Source organism: Deltaproteobacteria bacterium (genome assembly GCA_016709225.1).
Taxonomy (GTDB): Bacteria; Myxococcota_A; Polyangia; order Nannocystales; family Nannocystaceae; genus Xiheibacterium; species Xiheibacterium phototrophicum.
On sequence record JADJEE010000002.1, the window covers coordinates 1,382,065 to 1,396,232 of the forward strand.

Below are 14,168 nucleotides of genomic sequence, written 5' to 3' on the forward strand. Positions count from 1 at the left end.
GCGATTCCCCAGGGCAGCGATGTCGCGATCGCTGCGAAACGCGGCGATGTGAAGCGGCTTTACGAAGCGCGACCACCGGCCACGAATGCCCACCGGAGGGGCCCCGTCGGTCCTTCCGTGAAGATGCGCATCGCCTTCGTGCTCGCCTCGGTACTGGCACTGTCGGGTTCGGCGGCGGTCGGCGCCGGGCTCGCGAAGGCGACCACCGTCGATCTCGCGCGCCTGCGCGGCCCCAAGCCGGTCACCGTGGTGCTCCACCGCGACGGCGGCCGCGCGACCGCCGGCAAGGACGATCCTCGCAAGCTCAGCTCGGGCGTGGTCGCCCGCAGCGGCTACGACTACGTCGACATCGACGCCTACGTCGGCACCGACGACGAGTGGAACGCACTGGTGTCGTGCGTGCAGTCGAAGTACGCCGGCTACGGCGTCGACATCGTCGAGCACGCGCCGGCGAAGGGCAACTTCGTGCTGGCGATGGTCGGCGGCTCGTCGATGACGCTCGGCTTCGACGAGACCGTGCACGGCATCGCGCCGTGGAACGGCAAGGTCATCGATCACGCGGTCGCGTTCGTGTTCCAGCCGCCCGAGGCGAGCGCTGCAACCATGTGCGAGACCACCGCGCACGAGATCGGCCACGCGCTCGGCCTCGACCACTCGCGCGATTGCAGCGACATCATGAGCTACGAGGCCTGCGGCGAGAAGGAGTTCCGCCCTGAGGCCAGTCCCTGCGGCGAGTGGGAGGACCGTGCCTGTGGCACCGGTGTCGAGCGCCAGAACACCGACGCCGAGCTCGCGCACCGCGTCGGCCGTCGCTAAAGGCAGGTTCTCCGATCAGTAGAAAGCGAAGCGCAGGCCGACCAGCAGGGTCTGCCGCGGGAACTTCGAGCCGGGGATCGCCCGCGCGTCGTAGGTGAGGCCTGCGCTCATCGCCGCGGTCGCGTTGAGGAAGAACTCGTAGCCCACACCGATCGCACCACCGAGCCCGACCGCGAGCCCGCGCGCGGTCGGGTCATCGGGCCCGCGACGTGGCACGCCGGAGGCCCCCAGGGCCCCGCGCAGATACAACCCACGGAAGAGGAAGCCAGTGGCCTCGATGTCGCCACCGAAGGCCACGCCGCCGCGCCGCGTCAGGTACGGCGTGACGTGAAGATCGGCGCCGAGCAGGAAGCGCTTGCCGACGCCGCCGCCGAGCGCGAGGTCGATGCGCGTGGCGGGCAGGAAGTCGTCGTACCAGAAGAACGTGCCGCCGAAGCCGAAGCCGCCACCGTAGTAGAAGCCGCGGCGGTCGCGGGCGCCTTCGATCTCGAGCCCGCGACGCCCCTGCACCGCCGCCTCGGCCTGCGGGATCGCACCCGCGAAGCACAGCCCGCCCACGGCGGACGCGACGATCAACGACCACGACGACAGACGACGACGTGCCTCGAGCATGGCGACCATCATGGCACAGGCAGTCAGCGCAGCGTCGTGACGTCGACCACGGCGAAGCCCCCCGCGGGGACACTCACCTGGGTGGTTCGTGTCTCCCACCCTCCAGGACCACGGACCGTCACCACCACGCGATGTTTACCGGCTGGCACCGTCGCCCGTGCAACGTGGACGCGCGCGGGCAGCGTCGTCCAGCTGCGGGTGTCGGGCTTGTCGAGCGCGACGAGGGTGCCCTCGATCGCCGCCGCCGCGAGGAAGCCGATGAGCGCTCCGCCCTGCTCGGACTGATTGCCGGCCGCACGTCCGGCCTCGGCCGCGGCCGCGCGCACGATCATGCGAGTGATCGCGGCACCGATGATCTTGGGCTTGATGTCCTCGTACTCGCCGACGATCTCGTCGGTGACGTCGGTGGCGAGCTCCATCTCCATCGATCGACCGTCGATCGTCGCCTGCGCGGTGTCGAACACGGTGTCGTGTGCGACCAGCTCGGGGTACGTCACGACCTTGAACATGCCGTACTCGAGCACGGTGGTGTCGCCGGTGATGTACGCACCCGCGAGTCCGATCGCGAGGCCGATCGGGATGCGCTTGGGCACCTTGTAGGGCACGCGTCCGGTCTTCGCGACGATGAGCACCTCACCCTCGCTGGCCGGTGCCATGCTCCACGCCGTCGCCGTCGTCGGCAGGCTCGCGAGCTCTGCCTTGGGTCGCTGCACCGCAGGACCTTCGCTGGTCGGCGCGACCGCGGACGGCGCGGCCGAGGGCGCGGCCGCATCACTCGGCGCCGCAGGTGCGTCACCCGCCGCCGGTGGCACCGTGGCCGCCGGCGCGCCGCCATCGGGCTGCTGCGGCAGGTAGTCACGGATGCGTTCGCCGCGGTAGCTGCCGCGCTGCGACAGCCGCTCGATGGGGCCGCGCAGGCTCGAGAACTCGCGCTCCTGCAGCGCCTCGTCGTAGTACCGCAACGCCTCGTCGGCCTGGCCCAGCCGCTCGTAGACGAAGCCGGCGAGGTACGAACCGAAGGCGCCGTGCTGGTGCTCGGGGTCGTAGTCGCGCAGATAGTTGCGCATGACCGTGAAGCGCTTGGCCTCGATCTTCGCGCCGTCGAGGTCGCCGCGCGCGAGGTAGTTGCAGAGGTTCATCGCGTTGAGTGCGAGCTTCTCGGTCGGCGAGGTCTTGTACTTGGTCGCGCTGTCGCTGTAGATGTACTTCCCGAGCTTGCCGGCACCATCACGGGCGATGTCGAGGAGTTCGAGCTGCTTGTCGGCGACCTCGAAGTCGCGCGCGCTCAGGTCGTAGTCGCCGGCGGCCTGCAGCATCGTCGCGCGCTCGAGCACGACCAGCTCGAAGTCCTTCTTCCAGCGCGACGGCAGGTCTTCGGCCTTGCGCACCTTGAGGAAGCGGTTCAGCTGGCCGATGCCGCCGGACACGTCGCCGCGCTGCACCGCGTCGCGGGCGGCGTCGGTGCGGTCCGAATAGGTCGCGCAGCCACCGACGAGCAGCGCGAACGCAATCATGCGCGCGGCCACCGTCTGGGCGACGGACCGATGCCGTGGGGTCTGCATGTTCGCGAAGGCTCCCGAGATCAGCGAATGATCGCCTTGCTGCGCTCCGACTTGGTCTGGAACTTCACGACGCTGGTCTCGACCTCGATCACCTGCATGAACAGCGTGTACTGCACGCGCCGCTCCTTGTTCATGCGCTCGTCGACGGCCTGCAGCTTGCCAGTCACGAAGTACTGCGCGCCGATCTGGCGCCCGATCTGCGCGGCCAGGGCCGGGTTGAAGTCTGCGGTCTGCTGGAGGTTGGCCTCGGCGATCATCTCGGCCTGCCGCTCGCGGCTGACGACCGCGACCACACCGCTGTTGATCAGCTCGGTCTCCATGTCGCTCAGCAGCGTCAGCATCTGGTCGTCGAGGTGCTCGCTGGTGTCGTTCTTGATGGGCCAGATTGCGACCACCGGCTGCTGCGAGGTCCGCCACTGCCCCCACAGCGGCGACGCCATCAACGACGCGATGTTCTTCTTCATCAGGTCGTCGAGGTCCTTGCGATCGAGTCCGGTGCTCATCGCCCCTTCGTCGAGGTCGGGGTTCTCGGTGCCCTCACCGCCTCGGATCGCCTTGGTCTTGCAGCCGCCGACCAGCGTCGGCAGCAGCAGCGACGACAACAGGAGTGCGAGATGGGAACGACGAGCACGGTGCATGCGAAGGACTCCGACGGTTGCGCGAGAGGATGCCGACAACGGCCTCGGGGCGGCAGTGATCTCACTCACAGCAGCATGATGAGATTGGGAACGCTGGAAATCCCGGCGTAGACGCCGATCACCTCCTCGACGCTATGGACGTGCAGCGTGAGGGTGATGCAGATGCGGGTGGCGCTGCGGGTCGCTCGCTCGGCCGATCGCAGCCGCGAGGCGCCGACCACGGCGCCGGCCTGGGCGTGCACGGCTTCGCGGAATTCTTCGGTTCCGGGGCCGAACGCCTTGACGATATACTCGCCCGGAAACGCGTGGGTCGCGAGCAATAGCTCGCGCGATGGTGCAGCCTCCGACCCGCGTTCGTTCATCGCGCCACCATCATGGCAAGAAGCACCGTCGTCGTGAAGGCCCGCCCACGAGTTGTCCGCGTCCGACCGGGCGCGGGCGAGGTTTGCCGTCGGCTCGCAGGTGGCCGCCGTGTCGTGGCGCTGGTCGCGACACTGCTCGGCGTGGGTGCGTGCAGCGGACCCGGCTCCAAGTCGTGGGCCGCCGAAGGCAAGCGCGACGCCGACGGCGCGCTCAAGGTGCTGACCACCACGATCGAGCAGCGCACGCTGGTCCGCTACTACACCACCTCGGGGACGCTGCGCGCGCGTCGTTCGGCCGACCTGGTCGCGACCCAGCCCGGGCTCGTGCAGGCGCTGCTGGTCGAAGAGGGTGCGAAGGTGAAGGAGGGCGACGTGCTCGCGCGGCTCGATGGTCGCAGCTCGTCGCTGCAGGCGGCGCAGGCCGGCCTCCAGCTGCAGAACCTCGAGCGCGAGCTCGAGCGGCTCGAGGCGGTGCAGGGCGGCGCGGTCTCGAAGGAGGAGATCGACAAGCAGCGCTACCTGGTCGAGGAGGCCCGCGCCGCGCTCAAGCTCTCCAAGCACCAGGTGGGTCTGACGGTCGTGCGGGCGCCGTTCGACGGCACCATCGTGACGCGGCATGTCGACGTGGGCGCACTGGCGGGATCGACCACGCCGCTGTTCTCGATTGCCGACCTGCACGAGCTCGAGCTCGAGCTGCACCTGCCCGAGCGCGACGCCGCCACCGTGAAGGCCGACGCGGACGTCGAGATCGAGCTGGTGGACGGCAGCACCTTCACGGCCAAGATGGTCCGCCGCGCCCCCATCGTCGACGCCGCGACCGGCACCGTGAAGTTCATCGCGCGGGCCGCCGAGTTCCCGCCGGCAGCGGCGCCCGGCGCCTTCGCGCGCGCGAAGGTGCTGGTCGAGGCGCACGAGAGCGTGCCCAGCCTGCCGCGCAGCGCGATGTTCGAGATCGAGGGCAAGCCCCACGTCTACGTGCTCGAGGACGGCAAGGCGCGACGACGTCCGATCGAGCTGCGGATGATCGGCACCGACGCGATCGAGATCGGTGGCGGGGTCTCGCCGGGCGATCTGGTCGTCGCCGATGGCAACGCCGGCATCACCGAGGGCATGCCGCTGCAGGCGGCGGCCGCCGAAGCGACCAAGCCCTCGCCCGAGCAGGGCTAGCAGGCCCAGGCGATCGCGATGCGAGGTTGGATCGGCCAGGCGGTGCTGCGCCCCGTCACCACCATGATGGTGACGATCACGGTGCTGCTGTTCGGCCTGGTCGCCGCGCTGCGCCTGCCGGTCGAGCTGCTGCCGGAGCTGTCCTATCCGACCATCACCGTGCGCACGAGCGACAGCGACGCGGCGCCGCTCGAGGTCGAGGAGCTCATCACCCGGCCCATCGAAGAGCGGGTCGGCGCGGTACCGGGGGTGGTCAAGGTCGAGTCGGTCTCGCGCGAGGGCCAGTCCGACGTCGTGCTCGACTTCGCCTGGGGCACGCCGATGGATCAGGCGATCGCCGACGTGCGCGAGAAGCTCGACCGCGTCACGCTGCCGACCACCGCCGATCGCCCGCTGCTGCTGCGCTACGACCCGTCGCAGGAGCCGATCATGCGGCTCGCGCTGCGGCCCAACGAGGACGCCGAGCTCACGCTGCGCGACCTCGCGGCGCTGCGGAAGCTCGCGGAGGACGTGGTCAAGCGCGAGCTGGAGAAGATCGCTGGCGTCGCCGCCGTGCAGATCCACGGCGGTGAGCTCGAAGAGGTCGCCATCGAGCTCGATCCTGCGCGGCTGGCCGCACTGGGCGTGGGCGCCGACGACGTGGTCACGGCGCTACAGCGCGACAACGTGAATCGTCCCGGTGGCGCGGTCGACGAGCGCGACGATCGCTACCTGGTGCGGACGCTGCACGAGGCCGAGACCCCCGAGCAGCTGGGCGCCATCATCGTGCGCTCGAGCGCCGGTCGCGAGCTACGGATCCGCGACCTCGCGAAGGTCCAGCGGCGGCCGCTCGAACGCGAAGAGCTGTCGCTGGTCGGTGGGCGCGAGAGCGTCGAGCTGGCGGTCTATCGCGAGGGCGACGCGAACCTCGTCGCGGTCGCACGCGCGATCGAGGAGGCCCGCGCGCGCCTGCGACTCCCGCAGGGCTACGAGGTCGTGGTCCTGGCGGACAACTCGCAGTTCATCGAGTCGTCGGTCGACGAGGTGGTCGACAACACCACGATCGGCGCGATGCTGGCGGTGCTGGTGCTGCTGTTCTTCCTCCGCGAGCTGCGCTCGACGGTGGTGATCGCGGTGGCGATCCCGATCTCGTTGCTGGCGACCTTCGTGCCGCTGCAGGCGCTCGGGGTCTCGCTCAACATCATGAGCCTCGGGGGGCTCGCGCTCGGCGTGGGCATGCTGGTCGACAACAGCATCGTGGTGCTCGAGGCGATCGCACGGATCCGCGAGGAGCGCGAGGCTGCAGGCACCGCGCGTGGAGCGGTCGCGCGACGTGAGATCGCCATCGCCGGCACCGCCGAGGTCGGCACCTCGGTGGTGGCCTCGACGCTCACGACGATCGCGGTGTTCCTGCCGATGGCCTTCGTGGAGGGGGTCGCGGGTCAGCTGGTACGCGACCTCAGCCTCGCGATCAGCTTCTCGATCCTGTCGTCGATGCTGGTGAGCCTGACGTTGGTGCCGGTGCTGCTGTCGTTCGGTGACGACGACGATGACATCGTCGAGGGCGGACGCCGCACGTTGCTGGGGCTCCTGGTGATCCCGCTGGCGCTGTTCTACCGCCTGGTCGCGCTGGCCGTGCGCGGCGCGGGTGCGTTGCTGGGGTTGCTGGCGCGCCCGCTGACGACCGTGTGGGACGGGCTCGAGCGCAGCTATCCGTGGCTGCTGCGCCGCGCGATGCGTCGGCCGGGGGTCGTCGTGCTGGCCGCGCTGGCGATCTGCGTCGTGACGGTGCCGCTGGCCGATCGACACGGGCGCACGCTGGTGCCCGAGCTCTCGCAGCGCGAGTTCTTCGTGCAGCTGGAGCTGCCGCAGGGCACCACGCTCGCGCGCACCGAGGCGACGGTGCGACGGCTGGGCGCGGTGCTCGACGACGACGCCGCGGTCGAGCTGCACTTCGCCCGCGTCGGCAGCCTCACCCAGGCCGGCAACGCCGGCGGCACCGTGACCGGGACGCACCTCGGCCAGATCGACGTACGGCTGACCGCGCTCGCCGACGGCGAGCAGGCCGCCGCGATCGAGACGCGATTGCTGGCGCGCCTGCGGGGCGCGCTCGATCACGGCCAAGCGACGCTGCGGCTGGGTCATCCCACACTGGTCGCGTTCGGGCCTCCGATCGAGGTGCAGGTCTTCTCGGAGGATCCTCCGCGCGGCATCGCCGTGACCAAGGCGCTGTTGCCCGAGCTGCAGGCGATCGATGGCCTCCCCGAGGTCGTCGCCGACGACCTCGAGGGTCGCCCCGAGGTGCGGGTGCAGTTCGATCGCGAGCGCCTGGGTCGCATCGGCCTCACGGTCGACGACGCTGCCACCGCGGTGCAGCGCGCCATCGCTGGCGAGGTGGCGACCCAGCTGCACACCGCCGACCGCCAGCTCGACGTGCGCGTTCGGCTGCCGCTCGCCGACCGCTCGAGCGTCGAGGACGTCGCCGCGATCCAGGTCGCGGTGATCGGCGGGGTACCGGTGCGACTCGACGCGGTCGCCGACGTGAGCCCCGACCGCGGGCCCTCCGAGATCCGCCGCATCGACGGCCGCCGTGGGCTGCGGATCCGCGCCCGGGTCGAGGGCCTGAACCTGGGCGGCGTCGCGCGCGACGTCGAGAACGTGCTCGCCGCACACGCCGACGACGATCCCACCGTCTCGGCGGCGATCGCCGGCCAAGCCGGCGAGATGGAGGCCTCGCTGCAGAGCATCGGCTTCACCGCCGCGCTGTCGCTGTTCCTGGTCTACGTGGTGATGGCCGCGACCTTCGAGAGCCTGCTGCACCCGTTCCTGATCCTGTTCACGGTGCCGCTGGCCATCACGGGCGTCGCGGTCGGGTGCGACCTCGCGGGCCTGCCACTGTCGGCGATGGTCGGCATCGGGGTGATCGTGCTGGGCGGAATCGTCGTCAACAACGCCATCGTGCTGGTCGCGGCCATCAACGATCGACGCGGCGACGGCATGCCGCTGTTCGAGGCGGTCATCGACGCCGGCCGCGTGCGGCTGCGCCCGATCCTGATGACCACGCTCACCAGCGTGCTCGGGTTGGTCCCGATGGCGCTCGGCCTCGGCGATGGCGCCTCGCTGCGGCAGCCGCTGGCGGTGTCGATCATGGGCGGCCTGTCGTCGTCGACGCTGCTGACGCTGGTGGTGATCCCGGCGGTCTACCTGTTGCTGCCGGGCAAGGTCCGCGCGGCGTGGTCGACGACCCGCTCGAGCGACGCCGAGGCCGACTAGTACCTCGACACAGCGATTCGACACTAGCGGCGGTCGCAGTGCGCGTCGAGCAGCTGCCGTACCCGCTCGAGCAAGCGATCGCGCGAGAACGGCTTCTCGAGCAGCGACTCCTGATCACCCAGCGCGCCCTCGCGGATCATCGCGTACTCGGAGTACCCCGAAACGAACAGGACCCGCAGCCCCGGGCGCGCCGATCGCAGCTCGTGGGCGAGCTCGGGGCCCCCCATCTTGGGCATGACCACGTCGGTGATCAGGAGATCGATGCCGCCCTCGTGGCGCCCCGCGACGTCGATCGCGTCGAGACCGTGCTGCGCCGTCAACACCCGGTAGCCCTGGCGCGCGAGCGTCTCGGCGACCACGCGGCGCACCTGCGAATCGTCCTCGACCACCAGCAACGTCTCGTCACCGCCGGCCCGTACCGACGTGGTACGTCGGCGGCGCGTCGACGGTGCACTGTTCTCGCGCACGCGCGGCACGTAGACCTTGAAGGTCGTGCCCACGCCGACCTCCGAGTAGACCCAGATCACGCCGCCGGCCTGCTTCACGATGCCGTAGCAGGTCGACAAGCCCAGACCGGTGCCCTTGTCGCTGGCCTTGGTGGTGAAGAACGGCTCGAAGATCCGCGCCACCAGCTCGGGCGCGATGCCGACGCCCGAGTCGGTCACGGAAAGTGCGGCGTACTCCCCTGGCTCGAGCTCGACGCCGTGCGCGGCGGCGTACTCGGCATCGAGCTCGACGTTGCTGGTGTTGATGTGCAGGCTGCCGCCGGCCTCCATCGCGTCGCGCGCGTTGACCACCAGGTTCATCACGACCTGACCGAAGTGCGTCGGATCGACGCGCACGTTCCAGGCCTCGGGATCGAGGTCGGTGCGGAACTCGATCGACTCGCCAGCAATGCGTCGCAGCATCGCCTCGGTGTCGCGCACGATGTCGTTGAACGAGAGCACGCGCGGCGCCACCGCCTGCCGCCGCGAGAACGCCAACAGCTGTCGCGTGAGGCGCTCGGATCGCGAGGCCGCCTCGAGGATCTGCGTGAGGCACTCGGCCGTGCCCGAGCCGGGCGCGGCCTCCTCGAGTCCGAGCTCGCCGAAGCTCCGCACGACCGTCAGCACGTTGTTGAGATCGTGCGCGATGCCGCCGGCGAGTCGGCCGATGGCCTCCATCTTCTGCGCCTGTCGCAGCTGCGCCTCGAGTCGCTCGCGCTCGCTGCCATCGCGGCACACTGCCAGGTAGCCGCTCGACGCGCCGCCGAGCGGCGAGATCGATACCTCGAGCGGGAACGACTCGCCGTCGAGGCCGCGTGCACGCCCGCGCACGACCAGGCCGCGCTCGAGCGGTCGCTGGCCCAGCTGCAGACCGTCGTGCTCGGCATCGGCCGACTCGAGCCAGCGCTCCATCGGCGTGCCGACCAGCGCCCCCCGCGTTGCGTGCAGCAAGCCGGCGGCACTCGGGTTGGCGAAGGTGATCACCCCGCGCTCGTCGAGCAATAGCATCGCATCGGCGGAGCCGAGCAGCATGCCCTCGAGATCGCCGCCGCCGGCCGGCCGCGCCGCAGCCAGCGGGCGACTCACCCGACGCTCATCTTCCTCCGCGATGTTCGACACGAACATCACCAGCATACCAGCGCCGGCCGCGAATGGATCCCACCCGAAGCGGCCGAAGGGCCGACGTCACCGCCGCGATGCGCGTCACCGGTGTTTCATTTCCGGCCGCGTGTCTCGGGATCGGCCGGGCGGGCGCGAGCGCGCGCTGCCAGAGCTCCGCCCACGACGGAGCTGATAGCGTAGGGCCATGGATGCCATCGTCCTGCACGCCTGCGGTGGGCCCGAGCGGCTGCAGCTCGAGGCGCGCGAGCCCCCGAACGCCCGTCCGGGCTGGGTGGTCGTCAAGGTGCACGCCGAGGGCGTGTGTTACCGCGACATCGTCGAGCGCCGCGGCGGCTTTGCCTTCATCAAGCAACCGGTGGTGCCCGGCCACGAATGGGCCGGGGAGATCGTCGAGGTCGGCGCGGGCGTGATCGACTTCGCGATCGGTGACCGTGTGGTGAACCTGCACCGCGCGGCCTGTGGCGCGTGCGAGGCGTGTCGGCGAGGTCACGAGACGCGTTGTCGCGCGGCGCTCGAGGTGTTCGGGCTGTCCGTCGACGGCGGCTACGCACAGCTGGTGGCCGCGCCGGTGGGATGCCTGGTGCGCTTGCCACTGGAGATCCCCTACGCCGCCGCGTGCTTCCTCAACTGCACGGCCGGGGTTGCCCTGCGAGCGCTGCGCTCGGTCGCCCGCGTCGCGCAGGGCGAGCGCGTGCTGGTGACCGGCGCCAGCGGTGGCGTGGGTGCCCATGCGATCCAGATCGCGAAGGTGCTCGGCGCCCACGTCATCGCCGCGACCAGCAGCGACGCCAAGCGCGGGTCGCTGCGCGATCTCGGTGCGGACACGGTGGTGGTCTCCACGGCCGCGGATCTCCACCGCGCGGTGAAGCGCGAAACCGCAGGCACCGGCGTCGACGTCGTGCTCGATTGCGTCGGCACACCGACGCTCAACGCCTCACTGCGATCGCTGCGAGCCGGCGGCCGCCTCGTGGTCGTGGGCAACGTCACCAGCGATCGATGGGAGGTGAACCCCGGGTTCGTCATCCTCGCCGAGCTGCAGATCATGGGCAGCGCCGGCTGCAACCGCGACGACCTCGAGCAGGTGCTCGCGTGGGTCGCACAGGGTCGCGTGCGACCGATCATCGCCGAGCAACTCCCGCTGTCCGCCGCCGCCGAGGCCCACCGCCGGCTCGAACGCCAGGGCGTGACCGGTCGCATCGTGCTGCTGCCCTGGGCAGACCCCACCGAAGCCGCGAAATAGCCCCAGCGGGCCTGCGGTAAGCTGCGCCCGCCACATGGAGCCGCAGCCACCGCCGGAGCTTGCTGCCCCGCCCGCCGATGGTTCGTCGTCGCGGGGTCGAACCCAGCGCTACGGCGCGGTGCCCCCGAGCGTCGCGCGGCGGCTCTGGAACGCCGCGCGCGAGGCCTGGCGGCAGGCCGCACAGCCGCACGCGCCACCGGCGTCGACCGACACGCGCGCCCGCTTCTTCTATGGGCTGGCGCAGCCGCTGCTGGGCCTGCGGGTGCTCCTGCGCAATCAGGCGTTGCTCGGCGCTGCGATGGCGCCGGTGGTGTTCCTCGCGCTCGTGTGTGGCATCGCGGCCGCGACCTCGCTCGAGGTCCGCGAGGCCGCCGGGCAGCACTGGTGGTCGCTCGGGTTCGCCTCGGTGGAGAGCTCGGTCTTCTTCTTGATCGCGTTCTTCACCACCTTCGCCGCGCTGGCCCCGGTGCCGCCGTTCTTGTTCGCGCGTCACTACGCGCGCATGGCCGCGGCCGCGCGCGACGACCTCGGCCTCGGCCCGCGCAAGCCCTACCTCAAGTCGTGGCAGCAGGCGCTCGGCGAGACCGTCGCCCAGCTCATCGTGATCACCCTCGGCCTGCTGCCGATCACGCTGCTGCTGGCGTTGTTCGGCTTCTACGGCGCGGTCGTCGGCTTCGTCGCGCAGCTGGGCTGGACGATGTACTGGATGGTCGTCGAGGCGTTCGACAACGGCCGCACGCTCGCGCCCGACGAGGACCTCGAGACGGTGGCGCAGGCCGAGGCGGCGATCTCGTTCACGCCGTGGTTCGTCGCCGCCGTGGCGCGCATCGAGCAGCCCCGGGCACGCAGCCTGCTCGCTCCGCTGCGCGGCTTCCTCGAGGTGATGCAGACGCTCATCAAGGGCTGGACGCCCGAGCTACGCCTGATCGAACAGGAGCGCGCGCTCGCGAGTGGCTTCGCGATCGGCACCTTCGTGCTGGTCGCGGTGCCGGGACTCAACCTGCTGTTCCGACCTGCACTGGTGATCGCGGCCGCGCACCTGCGAGGTCAGCTCGAGCTCGAGGCCGCGCGCGCCCACGGCGAGCTGAGCCAGCCGAGCGCGGTGGTGGTGCCGGACTCGCCCCTCACGCGGTGAATGCCGCGCTTGAACCACGCGTAGGCCCAGAAGAAGCGCTCGATGCCGCGGCGCTCGGCCGCGGTCAGCGGCACTGCGCTGCACACCAGCTTCGGGTCCTCGACGCCCGCGTCGCAGAAGCCGAACACCGCACGTACCGTGGTCTCGACGAGCACGCCGGCGGCGAGTCGCGGACCCAGCACCAGCGCGTCGAGGCCGTCACCGTCGGCGGCGACGATGTCCTCGATACAGCCATAGTTGTAGGGGCACGGCAGCGGCGAGATCACGTCGACGCGGCCATCGCCCTTGCGCTTCACGAAGCTCCACCGCGGCACCTCGATGCGGACCCGCTGCAGCGGTGAGAGGTCTTGGAGCGTCGCGAAGCTCACGCGTGCGTTCGATGTTACCATCGACCTCGCCCATGGACGCCGCCGCGGTCTTCGCTCTCCCCTCGGGTCCAGACCACGGTCATCCACTGCACGCATCCACCTGCGAGCGCGCGCAGGAGCGCATCGACGCGACGGGTGGCGTGCTCGCCGAGGTGATCGCACGGCCGGGTCTGCTCGACGATGCGGTTGCGCTGGCGCTGTACGTGCTCGAGCCGGTGCGAGTGGCGGGCGACGACGAGGGCGTGCAGCTGGTGGTCGAGGTCGCGGCGCTGGCGTTGGCGCTGGTGCGCGCGCCGGCGGAGCTGCTCGGCCCGTCGCCGGCGATCTCGCTCGGCGGTGGGCGCGTGCAGTCGGCGGCGCGCGGCGAGTTCGAGGGGGTCGGCCCCGAGCTGCCGCACCTGCTCGCGAGCCTGCGCGCGCGCATGTCCACGCGACGGGGGTGGCCGGCCGGCTGCGCGGCGTTCTCGGCCGCGCTCGGCGGCGCCTTCGAGGGCATCGCCCGCGATCGCGAGCTGGGCTCGCTCGGTGCCACGGTCGCGCAGCGCGATGCCGCCGACGATGCGGGTGTCGATCTGGTGGCCGCGGCCGCGGCGATCGTCGCCGACGATCGCACGCTGATGACCCACCCCAGCGAGTGCGAGCTGGCGCTGCGGCTGGGCAACGGCGTGGTCGGTCGCGCGCGCGACATCGTGGAGTTCACCGGCGGCTTCGGGCCGCTGCGGCCCGAGGAGCTGGTGTCGCAGCGCTTCGGCATCCCCAGCGGCGTGATCCGTCTGGGCCCGCCGGAGCTCGAGCGCTGCCTGCGAGCGCTCTACACCGCGGAGCTGCTCGACCTCGCCGACCTGCTGCGCAGCATGGACGAGCGCGAACCGCTGCGAGCGATCCTCGCGCGCACCTGCTTCGGCCTGCTCGAGCTGCAGGGCCACACCGACGAGCTGTTCATCGCCAGCGTCGCGCCCGAGCACGACGCCATCATGACCGAGCTGCGGCTGGTCGCGCGCCTCGACGGCCGCATCACCACCGACGAGCGCGCACTGCTGCGGGGCATGGACGCGCAGCTGCACGCCTTCGAGCAGCTGCTGGCGCGCATCGGCGAGGATCATGTGCTCGACTTCGAGGAGTTCGGCCAGCTCCGCACCGCACGCACCGGCATCCTCGACGACCTCCTGCGCATTGCGCTGGCCGACGACGTGGTCACGGAGGACGAGCGGGGGTTGCTGGTGCGGGCGCTGGAGCTGCTGCCGATGCTGCGACCGCTGGGGCGGTAGGCGGGGCAGGCGGGCCGACCGTCGGAGCTGACGGATTTGACGGCACCTCGCAGGCCGAGCAGCCGCCCCGAGGCCCTCCGACGTCGCATCGCAGTGAAAGCAACGGTCAGAGCACGGAAGCAGCCGTGCGACTGCGCGCCC

12 protein-coding genes are annotated in these 14,168 nt (G+C 70.9%); 6 read left to right on the forward strand and 6 right to left on the reverse strand.

What is annotated here, in order from left to right; genetic code table 11:
* The first annotated feature begins 117 nt into the window (after positions 1 to 117).
* Complete coding sequence (locus IPH07_19980) at positions 118 to 816, forward strand: matrixin family metalloprotease (GenBank protein MBK6919684.1); 699 nt, start codon at positions 118 to 120, stop codon at positions 814 to 816.
* 15 nt (positions 817 to 831) lie between these two features.
* Here the strand turns inward: IPH07_19980 and IPH07_19985 are convergent, their stop codons facing one another.
* The 4 genes from IPH07_19985 to IPH07_20000 all read right to left on the reverse strand — a co-directional run bounded on the left by IPH07_19985 (position 832) and on the right by IPH07_20000 (position 3,990).
* Complete coding sequence (locus IPH07_19985) at positions 832 to 1,428, reverse strand: hypothetical protein (protein MBK6919685.1); 597 nt, start codon at positions 1,426 to 1,428, stop codon at positions 832 to 834.
* 23 nt (positions 1,429 to 1,451) lie between these two features.
* Positions 1,452 to 2,942 carry a hypothetical protein gene (locus IPH07_19990; protein ID MBK6919686.1) on the reverse strand — a complete coding sequence of 497 codons (1,491 nt, stop codon included), beginning with the start codon at positions 2,940 to 2,942 and terminating at the stop codon, positions 1,452 to 1,454.
* Positions 2,943 to 3,010: 68 nt separating this feature from the next.
* Complete coding sequence (locus IPH07_19995; protein ID MBK6919687.1) at positions 3,011 to 3,628, reverse strand: penicillin-binding protein activator LpoB; 618 nt, start codon at positions 3,626 to 3,628, stop codon at positions 3,011 to 3,013.
* A gap of 65 nt (positions 3,629 to 3,693) precedes the next feature.
* Positions 3,694 to 3,990, reverse strand: coding sequence for a DUF493 family protein (locus IPH07_20000; protein ID MBK6919688.1), 297 nt, complete (start codon positions 3,988 to 3,990; stop codon positions 3,694 to 3,696).
* Between the two features lie 12 nt (positions 3,991 to 4,002).
* Between IPH07_20000 and IPH07_20005 the strand changes: the two genes are divergently transcribed.
* Positions 4,003 to 5,157 carry an efflux RND transporter periplasmic adaptor subunit gene (locus IPH07_20005; GenBank protein ID MBK6919689.1) on the forward strand — a complete coding sequence of 385 codons (1,155 nt, stop codon included), beginning with the start codon at positions 4,003 to 4,005 and terminating at the stop codon, positions 5,155 to 5,157.
* Positions 5,158 to 5,175: 18 nt separating this feature from the next.
* A complete protein-coding gene (locus IPH07_20010) occupies positions 5,176 to 8,409 on the forward strand; it encodes an efflux RND transporter permease subunit (GenBank protein MBK6919690.1) in 3,234 nt (1,077 codons plus the stop codon).
* Positions 8,410 to 8,432: 23 nt separating this feature from the next.
* Here the strand turns inward: IPH07_20010 and IPH07_20015 are convergent, their stop codons facing one another.
* The gene (locus IPH07_20015; GenBank protein ID MBK6919691.1) at positions 8,433 to 10,013 is read right to left on the reverse strand and encodes a response regulator; all 1,581 of its coding nucleotides are present in this window, start codon (positions 10,011 to 10,013) and stop codon (positions 8,433 to 8,435) included.
* A 187-nt stretch (positions 10,014 to 10,200) separates the two neighbouring features.
* Between IPH07_20015 and IPH07_20020 the strand changes: the two genes are divergently transcribed.
* Both IPH07_20020 and IPH07_20025 read left to right on the forward strand, forming a co-directional pair.
* Positions 10,201 to 11,256 carry a zinc-binding dehydrogenase gene (locus IPH07_20020; protein MBK6919692.1) on the forward strand — a complete coding sequence of 352 codons (1,056 nt, stop codon included), beginning with the start codon at positions 10,201 to 10,203 and terminating at the stop codon, positions 11,254 to 11,256.
* 34 nt (positions 11,257 to 11,290) lie between these two features.
* Positions 11,291 to 12,391, forward strand: a complete 1,101-nt coding sequence (locus IPH07_20025) for a hypothetical protein (protein ID MBK6919693.1) — start codon at positions 11,291 to 11,293, stop codon at positions 12,389 to 12,391.
* Here IPH07_20025 and IPH07_20030 read toward each other — a convergent pair.
* On the reverse strand, positions 12,304 to 12,780 hold the full coding sequence (locus tag IPH07_20030) for an inorganic diphosphatase (protein ID MBK6919694.1): 477 nt from the start codon (positions 12,778 to 12,780) through the stop codon (positions 12,304 to 12,306). The genes IPH07_20025 and IPH07_20030 overlap by 88 nt on opposite strands.
* Positions 12,781 to 12,791: 11 nt before the next feature.
* Here IPH07_20030 and IPH07_20035 point away from each other — a divergent pair, with 11 nt between their 5' ends.
* Positions 12,792 to 14,027, forward strand: a complete 1,236-nt coding sequence (locus IPH07_20035; protein MBK6919695.1) for a hypothetical protein — start codon at positions 12,792 to 12,794, stop codon at positions 14,025 to 14,027.
* Positions 14,028 to 14,168 lie beyond the last annotated feature (141 nt).